Origin of the sequence: Nostoc sp. DedQUE09, assembly GCF_034530915.1 — a bacterium.
GTDB lineage: Bacteria > Cyanobacteriota > Cyanobacteriia > Cyanobacteriales > Nostocaceae > Nostoc.
Genome location: NZ_JAVRCE010000001.1, coordinates 202920 through 220572, shown reverse-complemented (window position 1 = coordinate 220572; position 17653 = coordinate 202920). Strand labels below are relative to the sequence as shown.

General features: G+C 42.9%; 14 protein-coding genes. 6 read left to right on the top strand and 8 right to left on the bottom strand.

Translation table 11 applies throughout. The annotated features are described in order from the left end of the window. Positions 1-185: 185 nt before the first annotated feature. Together RMY27_RS00910 and RMY27_RS00905 are read left to right on the top strand one after the other, a co-directional pair. On the top strand, positions 186-875 hold the full coding sequence (locus tag RMY27_RS00910; protein ID WP_322659613.1) for a phosphorylase: 690 nt from the start codon (positions 186-188) through the stop codon (positions 873-875). Positions 876-1321: 446 nt separating this feature from the next. Next, positions 1322-3034 carry a bifunctional diguanylate cyclase/phosphodiesterase gene (locus RMY27_RS00905; RefSeq protein ID WP_322659612.1) on the top strand — a complete coding sequence of 571 codons (1713 nt, stop codon included), beginning with the start codon at positions 1322-1324 and terminating at the stop codon, positions 3032-3034. Positions 3035-3457: 423 nt separating this feature from the next. Here the strand turns inward: RMY27_RS00905 and RMY27_RS00900 are convergent, their stop codons facing one another. Next, the gene (locus RMY27_RS00900) at positions 3458-4108 is read right to left on the bottom strand and encodes a LuxR C-terminal-related transcriptional regulator (RefSeq protein WP_322659795.1); all 651 of its coding nucleotides are present in this window, start codon (positions 4106-4108) and stop codon (positions 3458-3460) included. A gap of 201 nt (positions 4109-4309) precedes the next feature. Here RMY27_RS00900 and RMY27_RS00895 point away from each other — a divergent pair, with 201 nt between their 5' ends. The 3 genes from RMY27_RS00895 to RMY27_RS00885 all read left to right on the top strand — a co-directional run bounded on the left by RMY27_RS00895 (position 4310) and on the right by RMY27_RS00885 (position 7187). After that, the gene (locus RMY27_RS00895) at positions 4310-4729 is read left to right on the top strand and encodes a DUF6220 domain-containing protein (RefSeq protein WP_322659610.1); all 420 of its coding nucleotides are present in this window, start codon (positions 4310-4312) and stop codon (positions 4727-4729) included. Positions 4730-4791: 62 nt separating this feature from the next. Next, on the top strand, positions 4792-5454 hold the full coding sequence (locus tag RMY27_RS00890; protein ID WP_322659608.1) for a DJ-1/PfpI family protein: 663 nt from the start codon (positions 4792-4794) through the stop codon (positions 5452-5454). 608 nt (positions 5455-6062) lie between these two features. Then, positions 6063-7187 carry a site-2 protease family protein gene (locus RMY27_RS00885; protein WP_322659793.1) on the top strand — a complete coding sequence of 375 codons (1125 nt, stop codon included), beginning with the start codon at positions 6063-6065 and terminating at the stop codon, positions 7185-7187. Between the two features lie 312 nt (positions 7188-7499). Here RMY27_RS00885 and RMY27_RS00880 read toward each other — a convergent pair whose 3' ends face one another. From RMY27_RS00880 to RMY27_RS00855, 6 genes are all read right to left on the bottom strand, one after another. After that, a complete protein-coding gene (locus tag RMY27_RS00880) occupies positions 7500-8207 on the bottom strand; it encodes a choice-of-anchor K domain-containing protein (RefSeq protein ID WP_322659606.1) in 708 nt (235 codons plus the stop codon). 443 nt (positions 8208-8650) lie between these two features. Continuing rightward, complete coding sequence (locus RMY27_RS00875; protein ID WP_322659603.1) at positions 8651-10864, bottom strand: tetratricopeptide repeat protein; 2214 nt, start codon at positions 10862-10864, stop codon at positions 8651-8653. A 266-nt stretch (positions 10865-11130) separates the two neighbouring features. Beyond that, the gene (psb34, locus tag RMY27_RS00870) at positions 11131-11310 is read right to left on the bottom strand and encodes a photosystem II assembly protein Psb34 (RefSeq protein WP_322659602.1); all 180 of its coding nucleotides are present in this window, start codon (positions 11308-11310) and stop codon (positions 11131-11133) included. Positions 11311-11632: 322 nt separating this feature from the next. Continuing rightward, entirely contained in the window at positions 11633-13675 is a 2043-nt protein-coding gene (gene thiO, locus RMY27_RS00865; protein ID WP_322659600.1) for a glycine oxidase ThiO, read from the bottom strand. A 132-nt stretch (positions 13676-13807) separates the two neighbouring features. Continuing rightward, positions 13808-14197: a hypothetical protein gene (locus RMY27_RS00860; protein ID WP_322659598.1), complete on the bottom strand. Its 390-nt coding sequence runs from the start codon at positions 14195-14197 to the stop codon at positions 13808-13810. Positions 14198-14214: 17 nt separating this feature from the next. Further along, positions 14215-14553, bottom strand: a complete 339-nt coding sequence (locus tag RMY27_RS00855; RefSeq protein ID WP_322659596.1) for a 2Fe-2S iron-sulfur cluster-binding protein — start codon at positions 14551-14553, stop codon at positions 14215-14217. Between the two features lie 75 nt (positions 14554-14628). On the opposite strand from RMY27_RS00855, the gene cimA reads away from it, so the two are divergent. Continuing rightward, the gene (cimA, locus tag RMY27_RS00850) at positions 14629-16335 is read left to right on the top strand and encodes a citramalate synthase (RefSeq protein WP_322659594.1); all 1707 of its coding nucleotides are present in this window, start codon (positions 14629-14631) and stop codon (positions 16333-16335) included. Between the two features lie 268 nt (positions 16336-16603). Here the strand turns inward: cimA and RMY27_RS00845 are convergent, their stop codons facing one another. Next, entirely contained in the window at positions 16604-17479 is an 876-nt protein-coding gene (locus RMY27_RS00845; RefSeq protein WP_322659592.1) for a M48 family metallopeptidase, read from the bottom strand. Positions 17480-17653: the final 174 nt, after the last annotated feature.

The window sequence follows — 17653 nt, the reverse complement described above, 5'->3', positions numbered from 1 at the left end:
GGTAAAAGGTAAGGGTTAAAGGTTTTTTCTTTCCCTTTCCCCTTTCCCCTTTTCCCTTTCCCCTTTTCCCCTTAACCGAGAAGTATTGGGTCGTAGATATCGCTCTTTAAGGTAAAGAAGAATCGCGCCACGCCCATTTACTCCAAACATTAATTGACCGTTAAAACTTGAAACTATCGAGACTAGTGCCTAATTTTTTGCCCGTTAACACAATTTTGGTGCCTCAAGGAGCAGAATATAAAGCTGTGTGTCGCGGATTAAGCGGCATTACTGCCTCCATCCCAAAAGTTGTAGCCATACCTGTTGGAATGAAGCCTTTACTCAAATACCTGCAACAAGGACAATTTCTGACTCCAAAATCCAGAGTGCTGATTATGGGTATATGTGGCAGCTTGAGCGATCGCTACACAGTTGGCGATCTTGTGCTGTATCAAGATTGTGTTTATCAAGGGAAGCAGCAAGAATGCGATCGCACTTTTACAGCACAATTGCACTCTTCTATATCAGAAAAAGTATCTTTGGTCAAGTCACTGACAAGCGATCGCGTAATTTGGTCTGCATCCGAAAAACGTCGTTTAGGTGAGACTTTGGCGGCTGATGTTGTTGATATGGAAGGATTTACCGCTTTAGAATTTTTCAATGCCGCTGGGGTGTCTGTGGCAATGCTGCGAGTAGTCAGCGACGATTGCCAGCATAATATCCCTGATCTCACACCAGCAATTAACTCTGATGGCTCTCTAAACCCTTTTCCGTTAGCGATCGCAATGCTTCGACAACCCTTTGCCGCTACTCGGTTGATTCGAGGTTCATTAACAGCATTAAAGGTGTTAGAGCAAGTTACAAATCTACTTTTTTCAGGCTCTAGCAATAAATAATCTGTTGCGTCTTTACAGTCATTTTTAGATGAATAACTATACAGTAGGGGCACAGCTTTGCTATGTCCTTACAAAATATAGCAATCCTAAATCATTTGTGAAAATATCTTTTTAGTCTGTTGGCATTTGCTGTGTCTCTGCCATTAGTTAGGAAAAATGATTTTTCACTAATAAAATTGAATTTACATATTTTTTGATTTTACATCACATGAAGAAAAACTAATAAAAATAAAAATAATGTAGGTATTTATTATGAAATTATTTATAAATAAGTTTTACATAAACTTTATAGTTAAACATATAAATAGAAACCTAGATTGGGAAGCATAATATATAACCTTATCAGGGTTGGGTTCCATAAGAGCTAATTGCACTGAATTGTAAATCAAAAATACCCTTTTGCCAGAATAGCGCGGAACTAATTTACCAACTATCAAACGGAATTTATGAAGCTCAATCACAAGCTCAATCTGTACTCGTTCCTAGCTAGTTTTCCATTACTCAAAAAAAGTTACACCGCTAAAATTATGTTGGTGGCATTTTTGGGTACTCACATACCACTTTTAACCTTACTCTTGAGTTTCGTTATCTCAAACTCCTATTCCTTGGAGATGGCGATTCGAGTTATGCTTATTGCTCTGTTGGCTACCTTAGCGGGTACAGCCGCCACCCTCTATGCACTACACCATCTCCTCAAACCGGTTATTTTGACATCTGCAACATTGCAAAATTATCTAAACACCAAAACTTTACCTGAATTGCCCACAAATTTTGCTGATGAAGCCGGCACATTAATGGCGGATACTTCACAAACTCTTTACAAATTAGATGAATTAATTCATTACATCAGTAATTATGACGATCTAACTGGATTGCCCAATCGTGATTTATTTCGCGATCGCCTCCATAAAACTCTATCTCAACCTGAAAATAACCAGCGCTTTGTAGCAGTCTTTTTGCTGGGTATTGATGATTTCACTGCTATGAGTCATGGTTTGGAGCATGAAACAACAAATTTGTTGTTAAGAGCAGTTGCTCAGAGGTTATCACTCTGTATGACACAAACAGATATTCTTGCCTATTTGAGTGGAGATGAATTTGCCATTGCCCGCATAGACATTATTTCTTTTGAAAGTGTGATTAAGCTATCTCAGATGCTGTTAAGTACTCTGAGCAAACCCTTTTCTATAGAGGGTAAGTTGATTCATATCACTGCCAGCATCGGTATCACAATTAATGGAATAAATGAGTGTAATAGCATAGATCAACTTTTGCAACAGGCTCATATAGCGCTGTACCAGGCGAAGCAGCAAGGGCGTAGCAAATACCAATTTTATTCACCAGAAATTAATGCTGAGTTGCAGGAGCGAATAACTTTAGAAAATGAATTATATGGGGCGCTTGTACGCAATGAAATGCTGGTTTATTATCAACCTCTGATTGATTTGCACAGTGGACAAATTACAGCTATGGAAGCGTTGGTTCGCTGGCAGCATCCTACATTAGGTTTGGTTTCTCCAGCAAAGTTTATTCCCATTGCAGAAGCCAATGGTTTGATCCTACCAATTGGTGAATGGGTCTTGCGAACTGCTTGTGCCCAAAACCGTGCTTGGCAGCTTGCTGGATTTAACCCAATTCGGATATCTGTAAATCTGTCAGCTCGACAGTTTGAACTACCGAATCTGGTTGAGATCGTCAGTCAAATTCTTGAGGAGACTGGACTCCAAGTATCTTATTTGGAATTAGAAGTGACAGAAAGCTTCTTGATGGCTGATATGGAGCGATCGGTTAAAACCTTAAAACAATTACGAGAACTGGGTATATGGTTAGCTCTAGATGACTTCGGTACTGGTTATTCCTCCCTTAACTACTTGAAGCGCTTTCCTGTGAATATGCTCAAGATTGATCGCTCGTTTGTACAGGATGTTACATCTAATCCTGACAGTGCTGCCGTCACGAATGCGATTATTGCCCTGGCAAAAAGCCTGCGGTTAAACATCACGGCAGAGGGTGTGGAAACCCAAGAACAGCTTGACTACCTGAAAATGCAGGGATGTGATGAAGGTCAGGGTTACTACTTCAGTTGTCCTGTGCCCGCTGATATAATTACCCCGATGTTGCAGAAAACTTCTCAGCAGATGGAGAAAATTCCAGCATAAGTGAATGCCTAAGCCAGAAAATACACCCCTGATAACGTTTCACTTGAATTTTGCTAGAAATGGTTATCAGGGGGCAAGTTAAGGAGGCAGCTATGCTGAAGGAATCCCCATAAAAAAATTTAGGCTTCCACCGTGAGCCTCAGCCGAACGGACATTAACAAGGACACTGTATTTCTTGCGCCTACTTAATAAAATACATATTTTTTTGTTTTTCATAAATAAATTTAGTTGCTCTCAGACCATTTTGCCTCCAGAGAAAATTCTTTTCTAAAACCTCCTGCCTGGTTGTTGAGCGACTTGCCCTGACTTGTGCCGAGCGGAGCCGAGGTAGCGTAGTCGAAGGGAGTCGAAACACTGCCCCCTGCCTTTCTTCGATGACATAAGCAGAGAAATCCAGGATTAATAAAGCCAATAAAAAGTTATTTATTTTGAAACTGTGGAAAGCTTTGCAACCATGTGAGCACGAGATGAAACCTCAAGTTTGCGAAACATCCTTTTTAAAGCTTGCTTGACAGAGTTTTCAGTAATCCAAAGTTCAGCACTAATTTCTGCATTGGTTTGTCCTTGAGCCACCAAGGAAGCAATTTGCATTTCACGAGGTGTTAAACGGTCTGTCTGTAATAATGGTTGTTGCAATTGCGCCATTGCCACCCAAGTAGAAATATGCAGACAAAGCGCACTCAAATCTGTAAGATTTTGTGAATTAAATGCAGGCATTCCTTGCTGACGTGTCAAACCTATTACACCCACTAACTCACCATTGCTGACAATTGGCCCTGCCATCACGTGCCAGTGATCGGCACGAGGACAAATCAATTTCCATGTTTTAGGTTCTACTACCAAAGCTTCATGAACAGGGGCATGGCGTTCTAGTAAGTAGCGTGCAACTGGATTATGTTGAGGTGATAATGCAATTTGCAGTGCTTTGTCAACTAGAGAAATTTGGGCAAAGAAAAACAGCCCACATCGTGTAGCTGAAAAATACTCACTCATTTCTGCGGATATGTGCGATCGCAACGTCTCTTCATCTTTAGCTTGAGCAATTGCATGAAACAGAGTTTGTAAGGCAATCATGATTGGCAAATTGTACCCTTTCGAGGTCTAGGCGCAGTATAGCAACCAGACTTATCTTAGCTTTAGTCATTTGTCATCTGTCATTTGTCACTTGTCATTAGTTTTTTTGGGCACTCTCTTGCGAGGTATGTACCAAAAAACTCTTTATCAATGACTAATGACCAATGACTAATTTATTTGCTTTTTTTGGATTACTTAACCATGACTCTAAATCCTGGCATTGATGATACACAGATATCCGGGCGCTGGATTCAAATTAGTTTTTTTATCGCAGTAGTGTTTTTTAATCTCTGTTTAGCAATCCAAGTATTCAGTGTTGGACTGGCTTACTTTTACAACTCTAATTGGTGGAAGCTACATATCTGGCTCGTGCGAGGATATAGCGGACTCTCACTAATTTTGTTGATATGGGTGTTTATAATGCCGTTTCCTTCAAGAGTCCAGCGCCTTACAGCAGGTATTCCAGTACTGCTAGGACTGCAATTTCTCACAATTCACTTGAAGACTTCTTTTCCTTTAGCAGTCTTCCATCCACTTATCGGCTTTTCCTTATTCTCTATTTCTACAACCCTAGTTCATCGGACATCTCGCATTGTATTTCCCAACCACAACCAAGACTAAATCCTTAACTTTCAATTCTTTAAGGATAGATTTCATAGCAACTTTCATCAGGAGATTGATTCATGACTTACTCACAAAAACATATTATTGGTTTGGTACTTTATCCTGGCATGACAGCACTTGATATTGTGGGGCCTCAGACAGTTTTTAATTCGCTTCCTAGTGTCCAGATCCACCGCATCTGGAAAGCTTTAGACCCGATCAAAACCGATGACGGAATGATGATTTTGCCCGATACCACCTTTGAAAATTGCCCACCTTTAGACGCAATCTGCGTCGGCGGCGGTTTAGGACAGAGTGCAGTAGTAAACGAGCCAGAAGTGCTTGAGTTTTTCCACAAACAGGGGAGCACGGCAAAGTTCATCACCTCTGTGTGCGGCGGGTCTGAGTTTTTAGCGAAGGCAGGACTACTACAAGGCTATCGAGCGGCGACTCACTGGATGATGCGTGAACAACTCGCAACGTTGGGCGTTGAGGTCGGAACGGAGCGAGTTGTGATTGACCGAAATCGCATAACTGGTGGGGGGGTTACGGCAGGCATTGATTTTGGTCTAACGATCGCTGAAGTCCTTTGTGGTGAAGAAGCCGCTAAGATCGCTCAACTATTAATGGAGTACGATCCAGCTCCTCCATTCGATGTCGGTTCACCCGAAAAAGCGGGGGCTGAGTTAGTCAACAAAGCGATGTTATATGCTACGGGGACATTGGGTTTAAACGTAAAATAGGCAGTCTGACATGACCACAAATTTGGAAATTGAACGTGTTCTCACACGTTGGATATAAATCCGTTTTTATACGACTTAAACTGTCTTTAACCTCTGCTTGATTGCTCAGTTATTAACGATTGGGGTTGCCTAGTTCAACGATCCTGCCTGGTGGACTATTCATTAGACCTCTTGCAAAAGTCCCTAACACCCCACCCCCAACCCCTCCCCGCAAGCGGGGAGGGGAGACAAAGCGTAGCTTTGGCGGGGTGGGGTTCTTTCTTATTTTTGATTTATGCAAGAGGTCTATTCATGTTTGGCTCGTGCGAGAGTACAGTGGACTGTCCTTTTTATTACTAGGAGGGTTGTTGAGCGCCCCATTTCAGACAGAAGTTCTAGGTATAAAGCAGCATTCGTACAAAAAAATGTATCGAAATGTGCTATCGACGCGATCCAACGTTTCTCCTGCTTCCTGAATTTGGATGCTCTCAATATTCCCAATAACCGCACCTTTGCCGACGGACACCACTACCGCCATCAAGATTAAAATCTCTTAACCTTTCGTTACAATAAAGACATCGAGAAGGACGAAAGCAAACCTCTCGAAGCTGAAATCAAAGGTGAACGACATGAATGGCACAATTCGCGTTGGTAATCTCTTCGGAATTCCCTTCTATATCCATCCGTCATGGTTTTTAGTTCTGGGTTTAGTAACTTGGAGCTATAGCAGTGGACTGGCGGCGCAATTTCCCCAATTGTCTGCGGGATTAGCTTTGCTATTAGGATTGATGACAGCGCTGATGTTATTTGCCTCTGTTGTCGCCCATGAATTAGGCCACAGTTTTGTTGCGATTCGTCAGGGAATTGATGTCAAATCCATCACGCTGTTTATATTTGGCGGTTTGGCTAGCTTAGAAAAAGAATCGAAAACCCCAGGTGAAGCTTTCTGGGTAGCGATCGCCGGGCCAATGGTAAGCTTACTATTGTGCGGTATCGTTACAGCGATTGGTGTTACTTCTGCTGCATCAGGGCCGTTAGCTGCAATTCTTGGTGTTCTAGCTTCTGTTAACTTGGCATTAGCGCTATTTAACCTGATTCCTGGCTTGCCCTTGGATGGTGGTAATATACTGAAAGCAATTGTTTGGAAAATTACAGGTAATCCTTATAAAGGTGTAACCTTTGCTAGTCGAGTTGGACAAATATTTGGTTGGGTAGCAATTCTTTCCGGTGTAGTTCCTCTACTATTATTTGGCAGCGCCGGTAACTTCTGGAACTTGTTAATTGGCTTCTTCTTGTTGCAAAATGCTGGTAATTCAGCTCAATTTGCCAGAGTCCAAGAAAAACTCACAGGTTTGACAGCCGAGGATGCTGTAACTCATGACAGCCCGATTGTATCTGCTAATCTTACTCTGAGAGAGTTTGCCGATGAGCGAGTCATAAGTGGGCAAAACTGGCATCGGTTCTTAGTGACTGATGATGATGGACAATTAGTAGGTGCGATCGCAGTTGATAATTTAAGAGCCATCCCCACAGCACTATGGGCAGAAACTCAAGTTAAACAAGTCATGCGACCAATTACTGAATCTACCACAGTCAAATCAGATCAACCTCTGCTGGAAGTGATGCAGTTACTCGAACAACAAAAACTATCTGTGCTTCCCGTGATTCGCGAGAATGGCGTCCTAGTTGGAATCTTAGAAAAAGCTGCAATTATTCAGCTACTTCAAAGCCGAACCCAACCTAACCCTGCATAAAGACGCGATGAATCGCGTCTTTCAAAAAACGGTAAACCTTTGTAGAGACGCGACAAATCGCGTCTCTACATTTTTATCGCCCAAATTTTTGATTTTTTTGAATTGGTATAAGTTCAAAAATCAAATCGGATTCCTCTATTAGGACTCCTATTTAATTTTTGAACAAGACTTAGTACCTATCTATCCCTTTTTTCTGTTCTCTATTCCTCATTGCCTATTTATATAAATTAGACATCTGGTGAAAAATAATGTATAGACATAGCAGTGCTATATCTCTACAAGGGTTTTGAAGAAGTCATAATTTATAGGCTTTTAGTATTTTTTTTTCCAAAAATTTTTACGAGATATTAGGTATATCCCCAGCAAAGATAGACCCACTACTGGCGCAGGTTCGGGTATATTTTTGATTTTGGCATAAATAGCTGTTGTAGTTGTAGCTTCTTCAAAAGCCTTAATACTTATCTGGCGACCGTCTAGATTAAAGCCGGTTAACTCAAGGATATATTTATTACTTCCAAAGGTGAAACTGCGATTACTCGAATTTGTGTCTAAAAATACTAAGTCTGCACTCTTTTCAGGATCTTTTAAGTCGTTAGGTGTATTTACTAAACGCAAGTTTAAGTCAAAAACTTGGCTGATTCCCACAGGAGGGCTGAAGGATACATTGAGATTTAAAGGTACAAATTCAATGCCTGTATCGGGGACTATCTTTCCATTAAAGTAAGTTAAATCAGCTATTTTGAATACAGAGTTAATATCCGCAGAAAATGAAGTTCCATTAGAGGTTAGTTTATTTGGAAGTCCTGCCGACAAATTAGCTTGACCCCAAGTAAATGTGTTACTTCCCACACCTGTATATATGGGATTAGTATCGCTGAGTCCTGGAGTAGGATTTCCCCATGTCGCATTAGAGATGCCAGTAAAAGTTAGAGCTTGTGCTTGACCAGAGAAACCAAATCCTGTGGTCGAACTCACAAAAAAACTAGATATAGCAGTAGCCAAAACAAAACTTAGTTTCATAATTCTAGGTTTTAACGTTCATTCTGGAGCTTCTTTCAAGTAGATATTCAGTCTACCTTAGTAAATTTACGGAAAATACGCCAATGTCTTCTTGTATTTTTTATAAAGTCTTTATGTGTGTTTCAAAATAATTTAATAAATAATTTATATTCATTAAGTTAAGATTATGGGTTGTTAAAATATATTTCACTAGTTTGTAATTAGTAAAAGAGTAAACCAATTGCAAAATTTCCCTAACACGCTACCTCTCAGCAAGAGTGGAGACTTTGACGTAAGTCAAAGGCGGAGTAGGGTTCTTTTTTGATTTATGCAAGAAGTCTAGTAATTACGTAGGCGTAACCCATCGTAAACATTGCTACCTTACTAGACTTCCCAATAAATTGTCAAGCTGATATGAAGTTACAGTTTTTTGACATTCTCCGCACTATGGAAAGCAATGGGATTCATAATTTTGACAAAATCTCTGGTAACAACTGGCTAGGAACTTTAGACAAAGCCAGATTTTGTCCCTGTATCCCTAACTCATTATGAAAAGCACGAATAGTTTTCACCACATAAGCAAAGGTTGTTTGATAAGACTCTGGTTGTTTACTTAATCCGTTTAAGGCTTGCAAATGGTTATCTAATGCTACTTCTAAGTGTTGAGAGCGTGTTGCTTTGTCGCCATTAAAAGACTTATCTATTACTAGCTGATAATGTGCTAGTCCCAGGTTATTGTGAGAGGCAAGCAAATCAAAACTTAAAGAATTACCGCTAAGTGAGTGAGCCAAAGCTATAGCTTCTTCGTAAGCGCTGATACATAGTTGCAGATATTTTTGCCGTGCCTCTTGAGTAGTCTCAGATAGGTTTGCTAAATGCCAGTAAGCAGTACCCAGATTATTTTGTGTAGCGGCGCAGGCACTGGGAACATTAGCTGGAGTGCGATACTTAAGAGCTTCGCTATAAACATCTATGGCTAGCTGGAGGTTTTGAGCAGGTTGTTCGTATTGTGCCAGATTCCAAAACGCAGTACCGATATTGTTTTGAATCATGCCATACTTCAGCGGTTCCTCTTCAGGGTTGTAGTGTGCAAGCGCTTCATTGTAAGCTGCGATCGCTTTCTTTAAATGCACAATCGGTTGATTGTATTGCCCTAAATGCCAGTAAGCAGTACCCAAATTATTTTGGCAAGCCGCATACTTTAATGAATCCATATCCGCTGTACGGTAGCTGAGTGCTTCACTGTAAGCGAAAATTGCTTGTTGCCAATTTTCCGATGGGTGAGAGAAACGAGCTAAATCACCATAAGCTGTCCCCAAATTATTTTGCACACGAGCGTAAGTTTCCAAATGTGTCTGGGGCGAAATTATCTTTAACGCCAACTGATAAAATTCTATTGCCTGCTCTATATAAGTTTGTCCCTCTTCAGAATTGGGTGGTGTGCGGTATAGCATCCAGTAGAGCGTACCCAAATCATTCAAAATATCTGGAAGTTGCGGTGAGCTTTCGTCATAGCTAATTGCCTCCTGATAGGCAATAATTGCCACCATCAGGTTTTCTAGAGTTGCCTCTCCTTGCTCAATGCGAAGACGGTATAAAGTACCCAAGCGATGATAAGCCTCTGCCAGTATCTCCTCTGAAACAAGATTTTCGTGTAATTCTTCAATCTCCAATAAAATCTGCTGTGGTTGTAAGGAATCCTCTGTATTTTGAGCAGTATTTGTATTAATTGTTGCTATTACTAGCTCCGTTAACTCACTGCTAATGTAAGATAAAGATGACAGCGATTGATTATTACTCCCACTACCAGACCGATTTGTAGATTCCTGTTGTTGTGGCGTAGCCTTCAATAAATCCGCCGTTGATGGTGGAACTTCCTCAGTTTTGTGTACGCGATTCCCTTGTATCTCTACTGGGAAATCAGAATTATTCTCAAACTTGAACTCAGTGGCTGCGGTTCTGAGTTCTGCTTGGTTAGCTGATTCATCTAGAATCGACTGCTCAATATTCCCTAAATCCAAGCTTCCTGAACGTGAAAAACGTTCTGGATAGGCCAAATTCTGAGTTGCTGGTGTGGGTTCTCCAGCAAACACAAATACACCAGTACGACAACGCCAAAACTGTGGTGCTGATTGCTTAATAGCCGATAACCAAGGACGTGGTATCCACAAAAGCAAATTAGATTCTAGGAATCGGCTAGATTCTTGTGTAGAGAAATATTGTTCGCTTAAACGGAGATAGTGCAAAAATAAACGCTGTGTTGCAACTGGTTGCTTAGTGAGATGCTCCACGCCGACAATCTGAAATGCTGGTACTGGAAAAGGCCTTCCAGGAGTATCTTTTGATGCCCCAACTATTGGCGGTGGATAATTAGTCAACCATTGATTAATCTGGATTATGGGATTGGGATCATTTAAATTCAAACGCAACGTGACTAATCGCGGATAAGCTGGAGTGCTATTTTCCTGAGCATTTGATGATTGATATAGTACCTGTCCAACAGGATAAGCCAATGTAGAATGCAAACGGGCTGCTACCTGATTTCTTAAGTATAAATCATCACAAACTGCTAAAAGAATTTGTCGTCGTAAGCCAAGACTTAAGGCAAGTTTCAGACGGTGGTATACTTGCCGATTCCAAGTAGAATTATTGTTGGGTGCAGTATCATTCACGCTCATAGCGGCTAAAAAGCCAAAACATAGTACATATCACCTTTCTGGGTGCATTCAAGTGGGCTAAATTCATAATAAAAATGATTTTTAATAAGTAGATATTGTGCTGCTCAGGATGTATTGAGCCTTCAATTATAGTATGAACACAAAAGTATAATTATATACTTTCATTCCTAGTTCGATTTTAACAAAAAATAAAAAAGCAGGCCCCTTTTAAAATCGGAACCTGAAAAACTATAAAAAAGATGAAGTTTTCTTAAAATGTTTTACGATCAGCTGCTCTTAGAAACAAAGAAGGCGACTAGAATCAAGCCGGCAACCAAAGCTGTAGCGGCAATTCCTAGTAAGAGATAAGTTCGCTTTTGCCCTTCCGTGGGAGGTTCTGCTTGATAAACCTTTGGTTCCCGGGCAAAATTATTCAGAAGACCGCCTTCTTCATTGGTATAGGGCATGAATGAATTCCTTTATCTTTATCGTTAATTTAATGTTACATAAATGCTAAATCTGGTCTTAAACTGCTAGATAAATCGTTACATTTTGGATTGGGGACTAGAGCCAAAGGTACAAAGGTGCAAAGGGGCAGAGGGGCAGAGGGGAAAGACTTACTGCTAGTTCTCCCCTACTCAATACTTGTCCGGTTTTGGGGGAAAGGGATTCATGTTAAAGGGGAAAAAACCTTATATATCGAGCCTTCCAATCCTTTTCCCCTTACCCTTTTCCCTTTAACCGAGCAGTATTGCTGCCCTGCTGCCCTGTCTTCCCAGTCCCCATTCTCTAACTAGTAATCGTCCCAGTTAGAGGTGAACTAGGACTGGCGTAATCTTTAATAGGCATTCTGCCAGCAAGGTATGCTAGACGACCGGCGACTGTTGCTAAATTCATCGCACGAGCCATTGCTGCTGGTTTTGGAGAAAGAGCGATCGCACTATTAATCAACAAGGCATCTGCTCCCAATTCCATTGCCTGAGAGGCTTCTGAGGGTGAACCAATACCAGCATCTACCACTACTGGCACACCTGCATTTTCGATGATTATTTGAATATTGGCAGTTGTTTTCAGTCCTTGTCCAGAACCAATTGGTGATGCCAAAGGCATGACTGTAGCACAGCCTACTTCTTCTAAACGCTTGGCTAACATGGGGTCAGCATTGATATAGGGCAATACTGCAAAGCCTTCTTTAACTAGTTGTTCTGCTGCTTGCAATGTCCCAATTGGATCTGGGAGTAAATACTTAAGGTCAGGTATTACTTCTAACTTTATAAAGTTATTATCTTCTTGCCCCAACAATTTCGCCATTTCTCGCCCTAAACGCGCCACCCGAATCGCCTCTTCAGCAGTTTGACAACCTGCGGTATTAGGTAACATCCAGATTTTCGTCCAATCCAAGGCTTCAGCTAAACCTTCATGTCCAGGAGCCTTGGTTTGTACCCGTCGTACTGCTACGGTGACAATCTGGCAATCGCTGGCGGCGATGCTTTGCTGCATTTCCTCAATGCTGCGATACTTACCAGTTCCCGTCATCAAGCGGGATTGGAAGGTTTTGCCAGCGATAATCAATGGGGAATCGGTAGAGACGCGATTAATCGCATCTGTGGGGAGTGGGGATATAGCAGAGTGATGTCCGTTAGAGAAATTGGCAGAGTGAGTCAGCATTGGGGTGGAGGTAAATGACTTGGACTGGAAGCGCGAATAGTGAAAATCAGCAAGTAGGGGGTCAGACTTTTGCTCTAAGATTAAATCGGCAATCAAAGCGGCGGTTACGGGCGCAAGTAGAATTCCGTTGCGGTAATGACCCGTAGCAAAGGTTAAATTTTGACAGTGGCTAGTGCCCAAAATGGGTAATTCGTCAGGGGTGGTTGGGCGAAATCCCCACCAAAATTCCTGGATGGGATAATGCTTTAATTGGGGATACAGGCGGATGGCAGCTTGTAGTAATTTTTGAATACCTTCTGGGGTGTTGTTGGGCATAAAGCCAACGTCTTCACTGGTTGCGCCAATAACCAGGCGATCGCGTCTTGGTACGATGTAAATATCCTGCCCGAACAAAACCCGCTTCAAGGGCAATTCCGGCGAAACTTCTGGTATCCGCACACTCAGCATTTGTCCTTTTCTGGGTAGCACAGGTAGCGGTAACAATTCATTTGACCAAGCACCTGAAGCTAAAACATAGTGCGCGGCGCGAATTATTCCAGCATTGGTTTGCACGCCAACTACTTGTCCTTGCTGCTGTAAAAATCCTTCTACCGTAATACCATCTCTGAGTTCAACACCAACAGACTCAGCCGCCGTCCGCAATACGTGAGCTAGAGCTTTATTATCAACTTGGGCGTCTTCAGGATACCACCAGCCACCAACTACCTCTGCTCCCAATCCTGGCTGATATTGATGAATTCCCTCTTTATTTAACCAGTAAGAGGGGGATGAGGGAGATGAGGAGGAAAGACTTTCCCCTCTGCTCCTCTGCTCCCCTGCTCCCTGGTCACTGAGCGTAGCCGAAGTGCTGCCCCCCTGCCCCCCTGCCTCTTCAAAGACGGGTGCAAGGATACCACAGGCACGATAGCCAGTATTTAAACCTGTCAGTTCTTCTAATTTGCGCGTCCAGTCGGGATATAAGGCACGCGATCGCCAACACAAAGAACGCATTGCTTCATTAGCGATGTTTTCTGCATCTGGTGCCAACATCCCGGCGGCGGCGTGGGTAGCGGCAGCCTGGAAGTCACGACAAAGCACGGTGACGTTTGTCCCGCGCAATTTTAGTTCAATGGCGATCGCTAAACCAATAACGCCGCCACCAATAATCACAGTCTCACTAATCATTAGTCATTAGTCATTAGTCATCTGTCATTAGCCATTTATCATTAGTACATAACTAATAACTCATAACTCATAACTCATAACTTATAACTTATAACTTGTAACTAAAGACGGGTCTGAAGAAGGATCTGATCGTTACCACAAGGCGCGAATTGGTTCGTTGCCTTGATTTGGATCGCTAGATGGTGTGCTTGTTTGTGAAGAATCTGTATTGTTGTCTGTTGTACTGTCAGTTGAGTCATCGCCAGAATTCTGGGCAACATTACTCCTGTTGTCAGGTCTTGGGGCTATAATACCGCGCCTGTTTTCGTTTGTTTGAGTTGTTTGATTTCCTTCTGTTGCAGTTTCTTCATTATTGCTGCCACCACTGCCATTAACATTGATATTAGCTGGCAGGACTTCTGATTTCTTGTCACTAGGAGCGTTCGCAGTTTGTACGCCCATCGGAAAGTTGATGCCCAGTAATGTACCAAGCAGAATGGCTAAACCGCCAGCCATTAAAATTAAGGGTGTCCATCTACCCATCTTGTCTTAACTCCTTTTTAACCTTTTGGTGTCCACACTATTCGAGAACCTTGTCCCCAAAATCCATCAAACTTTGTCACTTTCACATCGCCTAAAACCTGAGTTTGACAGGCTAAACGTAAGTCTGTTGTAGGAGAATGGGGAGGAAGCGAACGCCGTGTTCGATCGCGCCAGTTCGCTGCTGAGACTTTGCCCTCTACCTTAACCGCGCAGGTACCACAACTGCCAATGCCCCGACAGTTTATTACCTTAGCACCGTCATTGTAGAGGTCAATACCATTTTGCAGCAAAATCTTGCGCAGATTGCTTCCATGCTCGCAATCAATTGTTTTACCTTCAGCTATTACTTTAGGCATTTTTAAATTGCCAAGCTGGCTTTTTGTTGTATATTGACACATTGCCTCGAAAGTTGTCTCGTCGGTCCCAGTTTTATGACCACAAATTCTTCACCTCAACTTTGGCTCTATGACACTACATTACGGGATGGCACTCAGCGCGAGGGGCTATCTGTATCGATAGAAGATAAGTTACGCATTGCCCGTAGACTCGATCAACTGGGAATTCCCTTTATTGAAGGTGGTTGGCCTGGTGCCAATCCCAAGGATGTACAATTTTTCTGGCAACTCCAAGAAGATCCGCTCAAACAGGCTGAAATTGTCGCTTTTTGTTCGACTCGACGCCCCAACTCTACTGCCGCTACCGAACCGATGCTACAGGATATTTTGGCAGCGGGAACTCGCTGGGTAACGATTTTTGGCAAGTCTTGGGATTTACACGTGACAACAGGACTCAAGACGACATTAGAAGAAAATTTGGCGATGATTCGCGACACCATTGAGTACCTCCGTTCTCAAGGGCGCCGCATTATCTACGATGCCGAGCATTGGTTTGATGGCTATAAGCACAATCGAGATTATGCTTTACAGACATTAGAGGCTGCGATCGCATCTGGTGCGGAATGGCTAGTCCTCTGTGATACCAATGGTGGCACTTTACCCCACGAAATTAGCCAAATTGTTCAAGATGTCATTAGTCATTTGTCATTTGTGAGGCAGTGCGTTGCGGAGGTTCCCTCCGTTGAAGCAACTGGCGTCACTTGTCACGAACCAATGACGAAAGACAAAGGACAAAGGACAATGCCCCAAATTGGAATTCATACTCACAACGATTCGGAAATGGCGGTTGCTAACGCAATAGCCGCCGTGATGGCAGGGGCAAAGATGGTACAGGGCACAATTAATGGTTATGGTGAACGTTGCGGTAATGCTAACCTCTGTTCGCTAATCCCCAATTTACAACTGAAGGCGGGTTACAGTTGTATCACAGAAGACCAGCTTACACAACTTACAGAAGCTAGTCGTTTTGTGAGTGAGGTAGTCAACCTCGCGCCAGATGAACACGCTCCCTTTGTGGGACGTTCGGCTTTTGCCCATAAGGGCGGTATTCATGTATCAGCAGTAGAACGTAATCCCCTAACTTACGAACACATTCAGCCGGAACAAGTCGGGAATCGTCGGCGCATTGTGATTTCGGAACAGTCTGGACTGAGCAATGTTTTAGCCAAAGCCCGCAGTTTTGGCATTGAATTGGATCAACAAAAAGCAGAGGCTAGAGAAATTCTCCAGCGCCTCAAAGATTTGGAGAGTGAAGGATTTCAATTTGAAGCAGCAGAGGCCAGTTTTGTGCTGTTGATGCACGAAGCTTTGGGAGGCCGCCAAAAGTTTTTTGAAGTCAAAGGTTTTCAAGTCCACTGTGACTTGATTGAGGGGAAAGAAACTAGCAATGCCTTAGCTACAGTCAAAGTCGCTGTTGACGGGAAAAATATTTTGGAGGCGGCGGAAGGTAACGGACCTGTGGCAGCTTTGGATGCAGCCTTACGCAAGGCTTTGGTGAACTTTTATCCTCAGATTGCAACCTTTGATTTGACAGATTACAAAGTGCGGATTCTCAATGGACATACGGGCACGGCGGCAAAAACTCGTGTCTTGGTAGAATCAGGCAATGGTCGTCAACGCTGGACGACGGTAGGGGTTTCTACCAATATTTTGGCGGCTTCCTATCAAGCGGTGGTAGAGGGCTTGGAATACGGTTTGTTATTGCACTCCCAAGCCGAAGCAGTTGTGAAAGCTTCTAGTTGACAAAAGAGATATGTAGTGTAGGTACGGGTCGGGGAAAGGGGAAAGGGGAAAGGGAAAGGGGGAGAAAAAACCTTTAACCCAAACCCAGTAACCTTTTCCCCAAAGGTAATTCTGAGTTCAAAATACTTATCCGAACCGTATTTATGTAGTGTAGGGAAAAGTTTGCGTTTTTTGATCGTCAGAAGCGATCGCCAAAGTGCGATCGCTTCTTACAATCTATTAAGACTTTTATGCTTATGTAGCGAAAAAGCCGTTGTAAACAGTAGCTCTACCAATTGCGCCATCCACCTTTGGGTGCAACTCCATTATTACACTTCAGCCCGTGACTGTGCAACAGAGTTTGATATTCGGTGCTGCTTGCCCAACGGTCAATTTCTCGCGCCCGCAGTACTGGCACTGGATGGGTTAATTGGGCTGTACGGGCAGCTTTTACCATTTCACCCAGTTCTGTCTTGCTAATATCATCGTAAGCGCGGGCTTGGGCAACAAAGGCATCGAGATTCAGTTGGGGCGCTAAGGTGGGAGAACCACCAGCCAACTTCATCAACACGGACATAACCACTTTCGGGTCTTGAGTTGCTAGTAATGCGGCGCGATCGCAGGTAAACTCAGCACAACGTACCCATTCCAAAAGTTGCGCCTGTATGGCTTGAGCAACAAAGGTGCCGACATTGGGCACAATTGCCGCAGCTAATATTAATAAATTTACAGGAGTCAAGTAAACGCTATGGTCACACTTGAGATGTCCCAACTCGTGGGCGATTACTGCCTGTATTTCCTCTGGTGTGAGAATATCAATCAGCGAAGTGTGTAGCACCACAAAAGGCTGCTTACCGCGCACAGCAAAAGTATAGGCGTTGGGAGCCGGATGTTGCCGGACGTACAACTGGGGAGGCTCTATATCCAGGATTTTACAGGCATCTAACAACAGCTTGTATAAATCGGGTAGTTGCTTTTCACCCACCAAAATGCTAGAGGCAATATTTTCCACATAGAAAACCTGCTCTGCCATTGGCCCAAGCCAATTTCGCACCAACATATCTATGCCTGGTATCTGCTTGAGCGCTCTGGTAGCTTCCAGGTCTAATGGATGACGAAATGAGTCAGCTTTTAAACCAATCAGCGGGGTTTTGAAGAAGGACATAGTGTAACAAGCTATAAAAAAATACAACTATGGAATCTGGCTGGATAGATAAACAGCCTCCCACAGTTAGTATAACGATTTCAGTTGGGGGTTTCCTTTATGCTACGAATGGTTTGGTGTAGACTACTTTGCGATGGGCTACATCCCGAAGTTCGCGTTGGCACAGTTTACCGT

What these genes read in the sequence shown, in the direction of transcription:
- RMY27_RS00845 (WP_322659592.1), bottom strand. Translation starts at nt 17,479, where the DNA reads ATGTCCTTCTTCAAAACCCCGCTGATTGGTTTAAAAGCTGACTCATTT.
- RMY27_RS00875 (WP_322659603.1), bottom strand. Translation starts at nt 10,864, where the DNA reads ATGAGCGTGAATGATACTGCACCCAACAATAATTCTACTTGGAATCGG.
- RMY27_RS00890 (WP_322659608.1), top strand. Translation starts at nt 4,792, where the DNA reads ATGACTTACTCACAAAAACATATTATTGGTTTGGTACTTTATCCTGGC.
- RMY27_RS00885 (WP_322659793.1), top strand. Translation starts at nt 6,063, where the DNA reads ATGAATGGCACAATTCGCGTTGGTAATCTCTTCGGAATTCCCTTCTAT.
- RMY27_RS00855 (WP_322659596.1), bottom strand. Translation starts at nt 14,553, where the DNA reads ATGCCTAAAGTAATAGCTGAAGGTAAAACAATTGATTGCGAGCATGGA.
- RMY27_RS00895 (WP_322659610.1), top strand. Translation starts at nt 4,310, where the DNA reads ATGACTCTAAATCCTGGCATTGATGATACACAGATATCCGGGCGCTGG.
- cimA (WP_322659594.1), top strand. Translation starts at nt 14,629, where the DNA reads ATGACCACAAATTCTTCACCTCAACTTTGGCTCTATGACACTACATTA.
- psb34 (WP_322659602.1), bottom strand. Translation starts at nt 11,310, where the DNA reads ATGCCCTATACCAATGAAGAAGGCGGTCTTCTGAATAATTTTGCCCGG.
- RMY27_RS00900 (WP_322659795.1), bottom strand. Translation starts at nt 4,108, where the DNA reads ATGATTGCCTTACAAACTCTGTTTCATGCAATTGCTCAAGCTAAAGAT.
- RMY27_RS00905 (WP_322659612.1), top strand. Translation starts at nt 1,322, where the DNA reads ATGAAGCTCAATCACAAGCTCAATCTGTACTCGTTCCTAGCTAGTTTT.
- thiO (WP_322659600.1), bottom strand. Translation starts at nt 13,675, where the DNA reads ATGATTAGTGAGACTGTGATTATTGGTGGCGGCGTTATTGGTTTAGCG.
- RMY27_RS00880 (WP_322659606.1), bottom strand. Translation starts at nt 8,207, where the DNA reads ATGAAACTAAGTTTTGTTTTGGCTACTGCTATATCTAGTTTTTTTGTG.
- RMY27_RS00860 (WP_322659598.1), bottom strand. Translation starts at nt 14,197, where the DNA reads ATGGGTAGATGGACACCCTTAATTTTAATGGCTGGCGGTTTAGCCATT.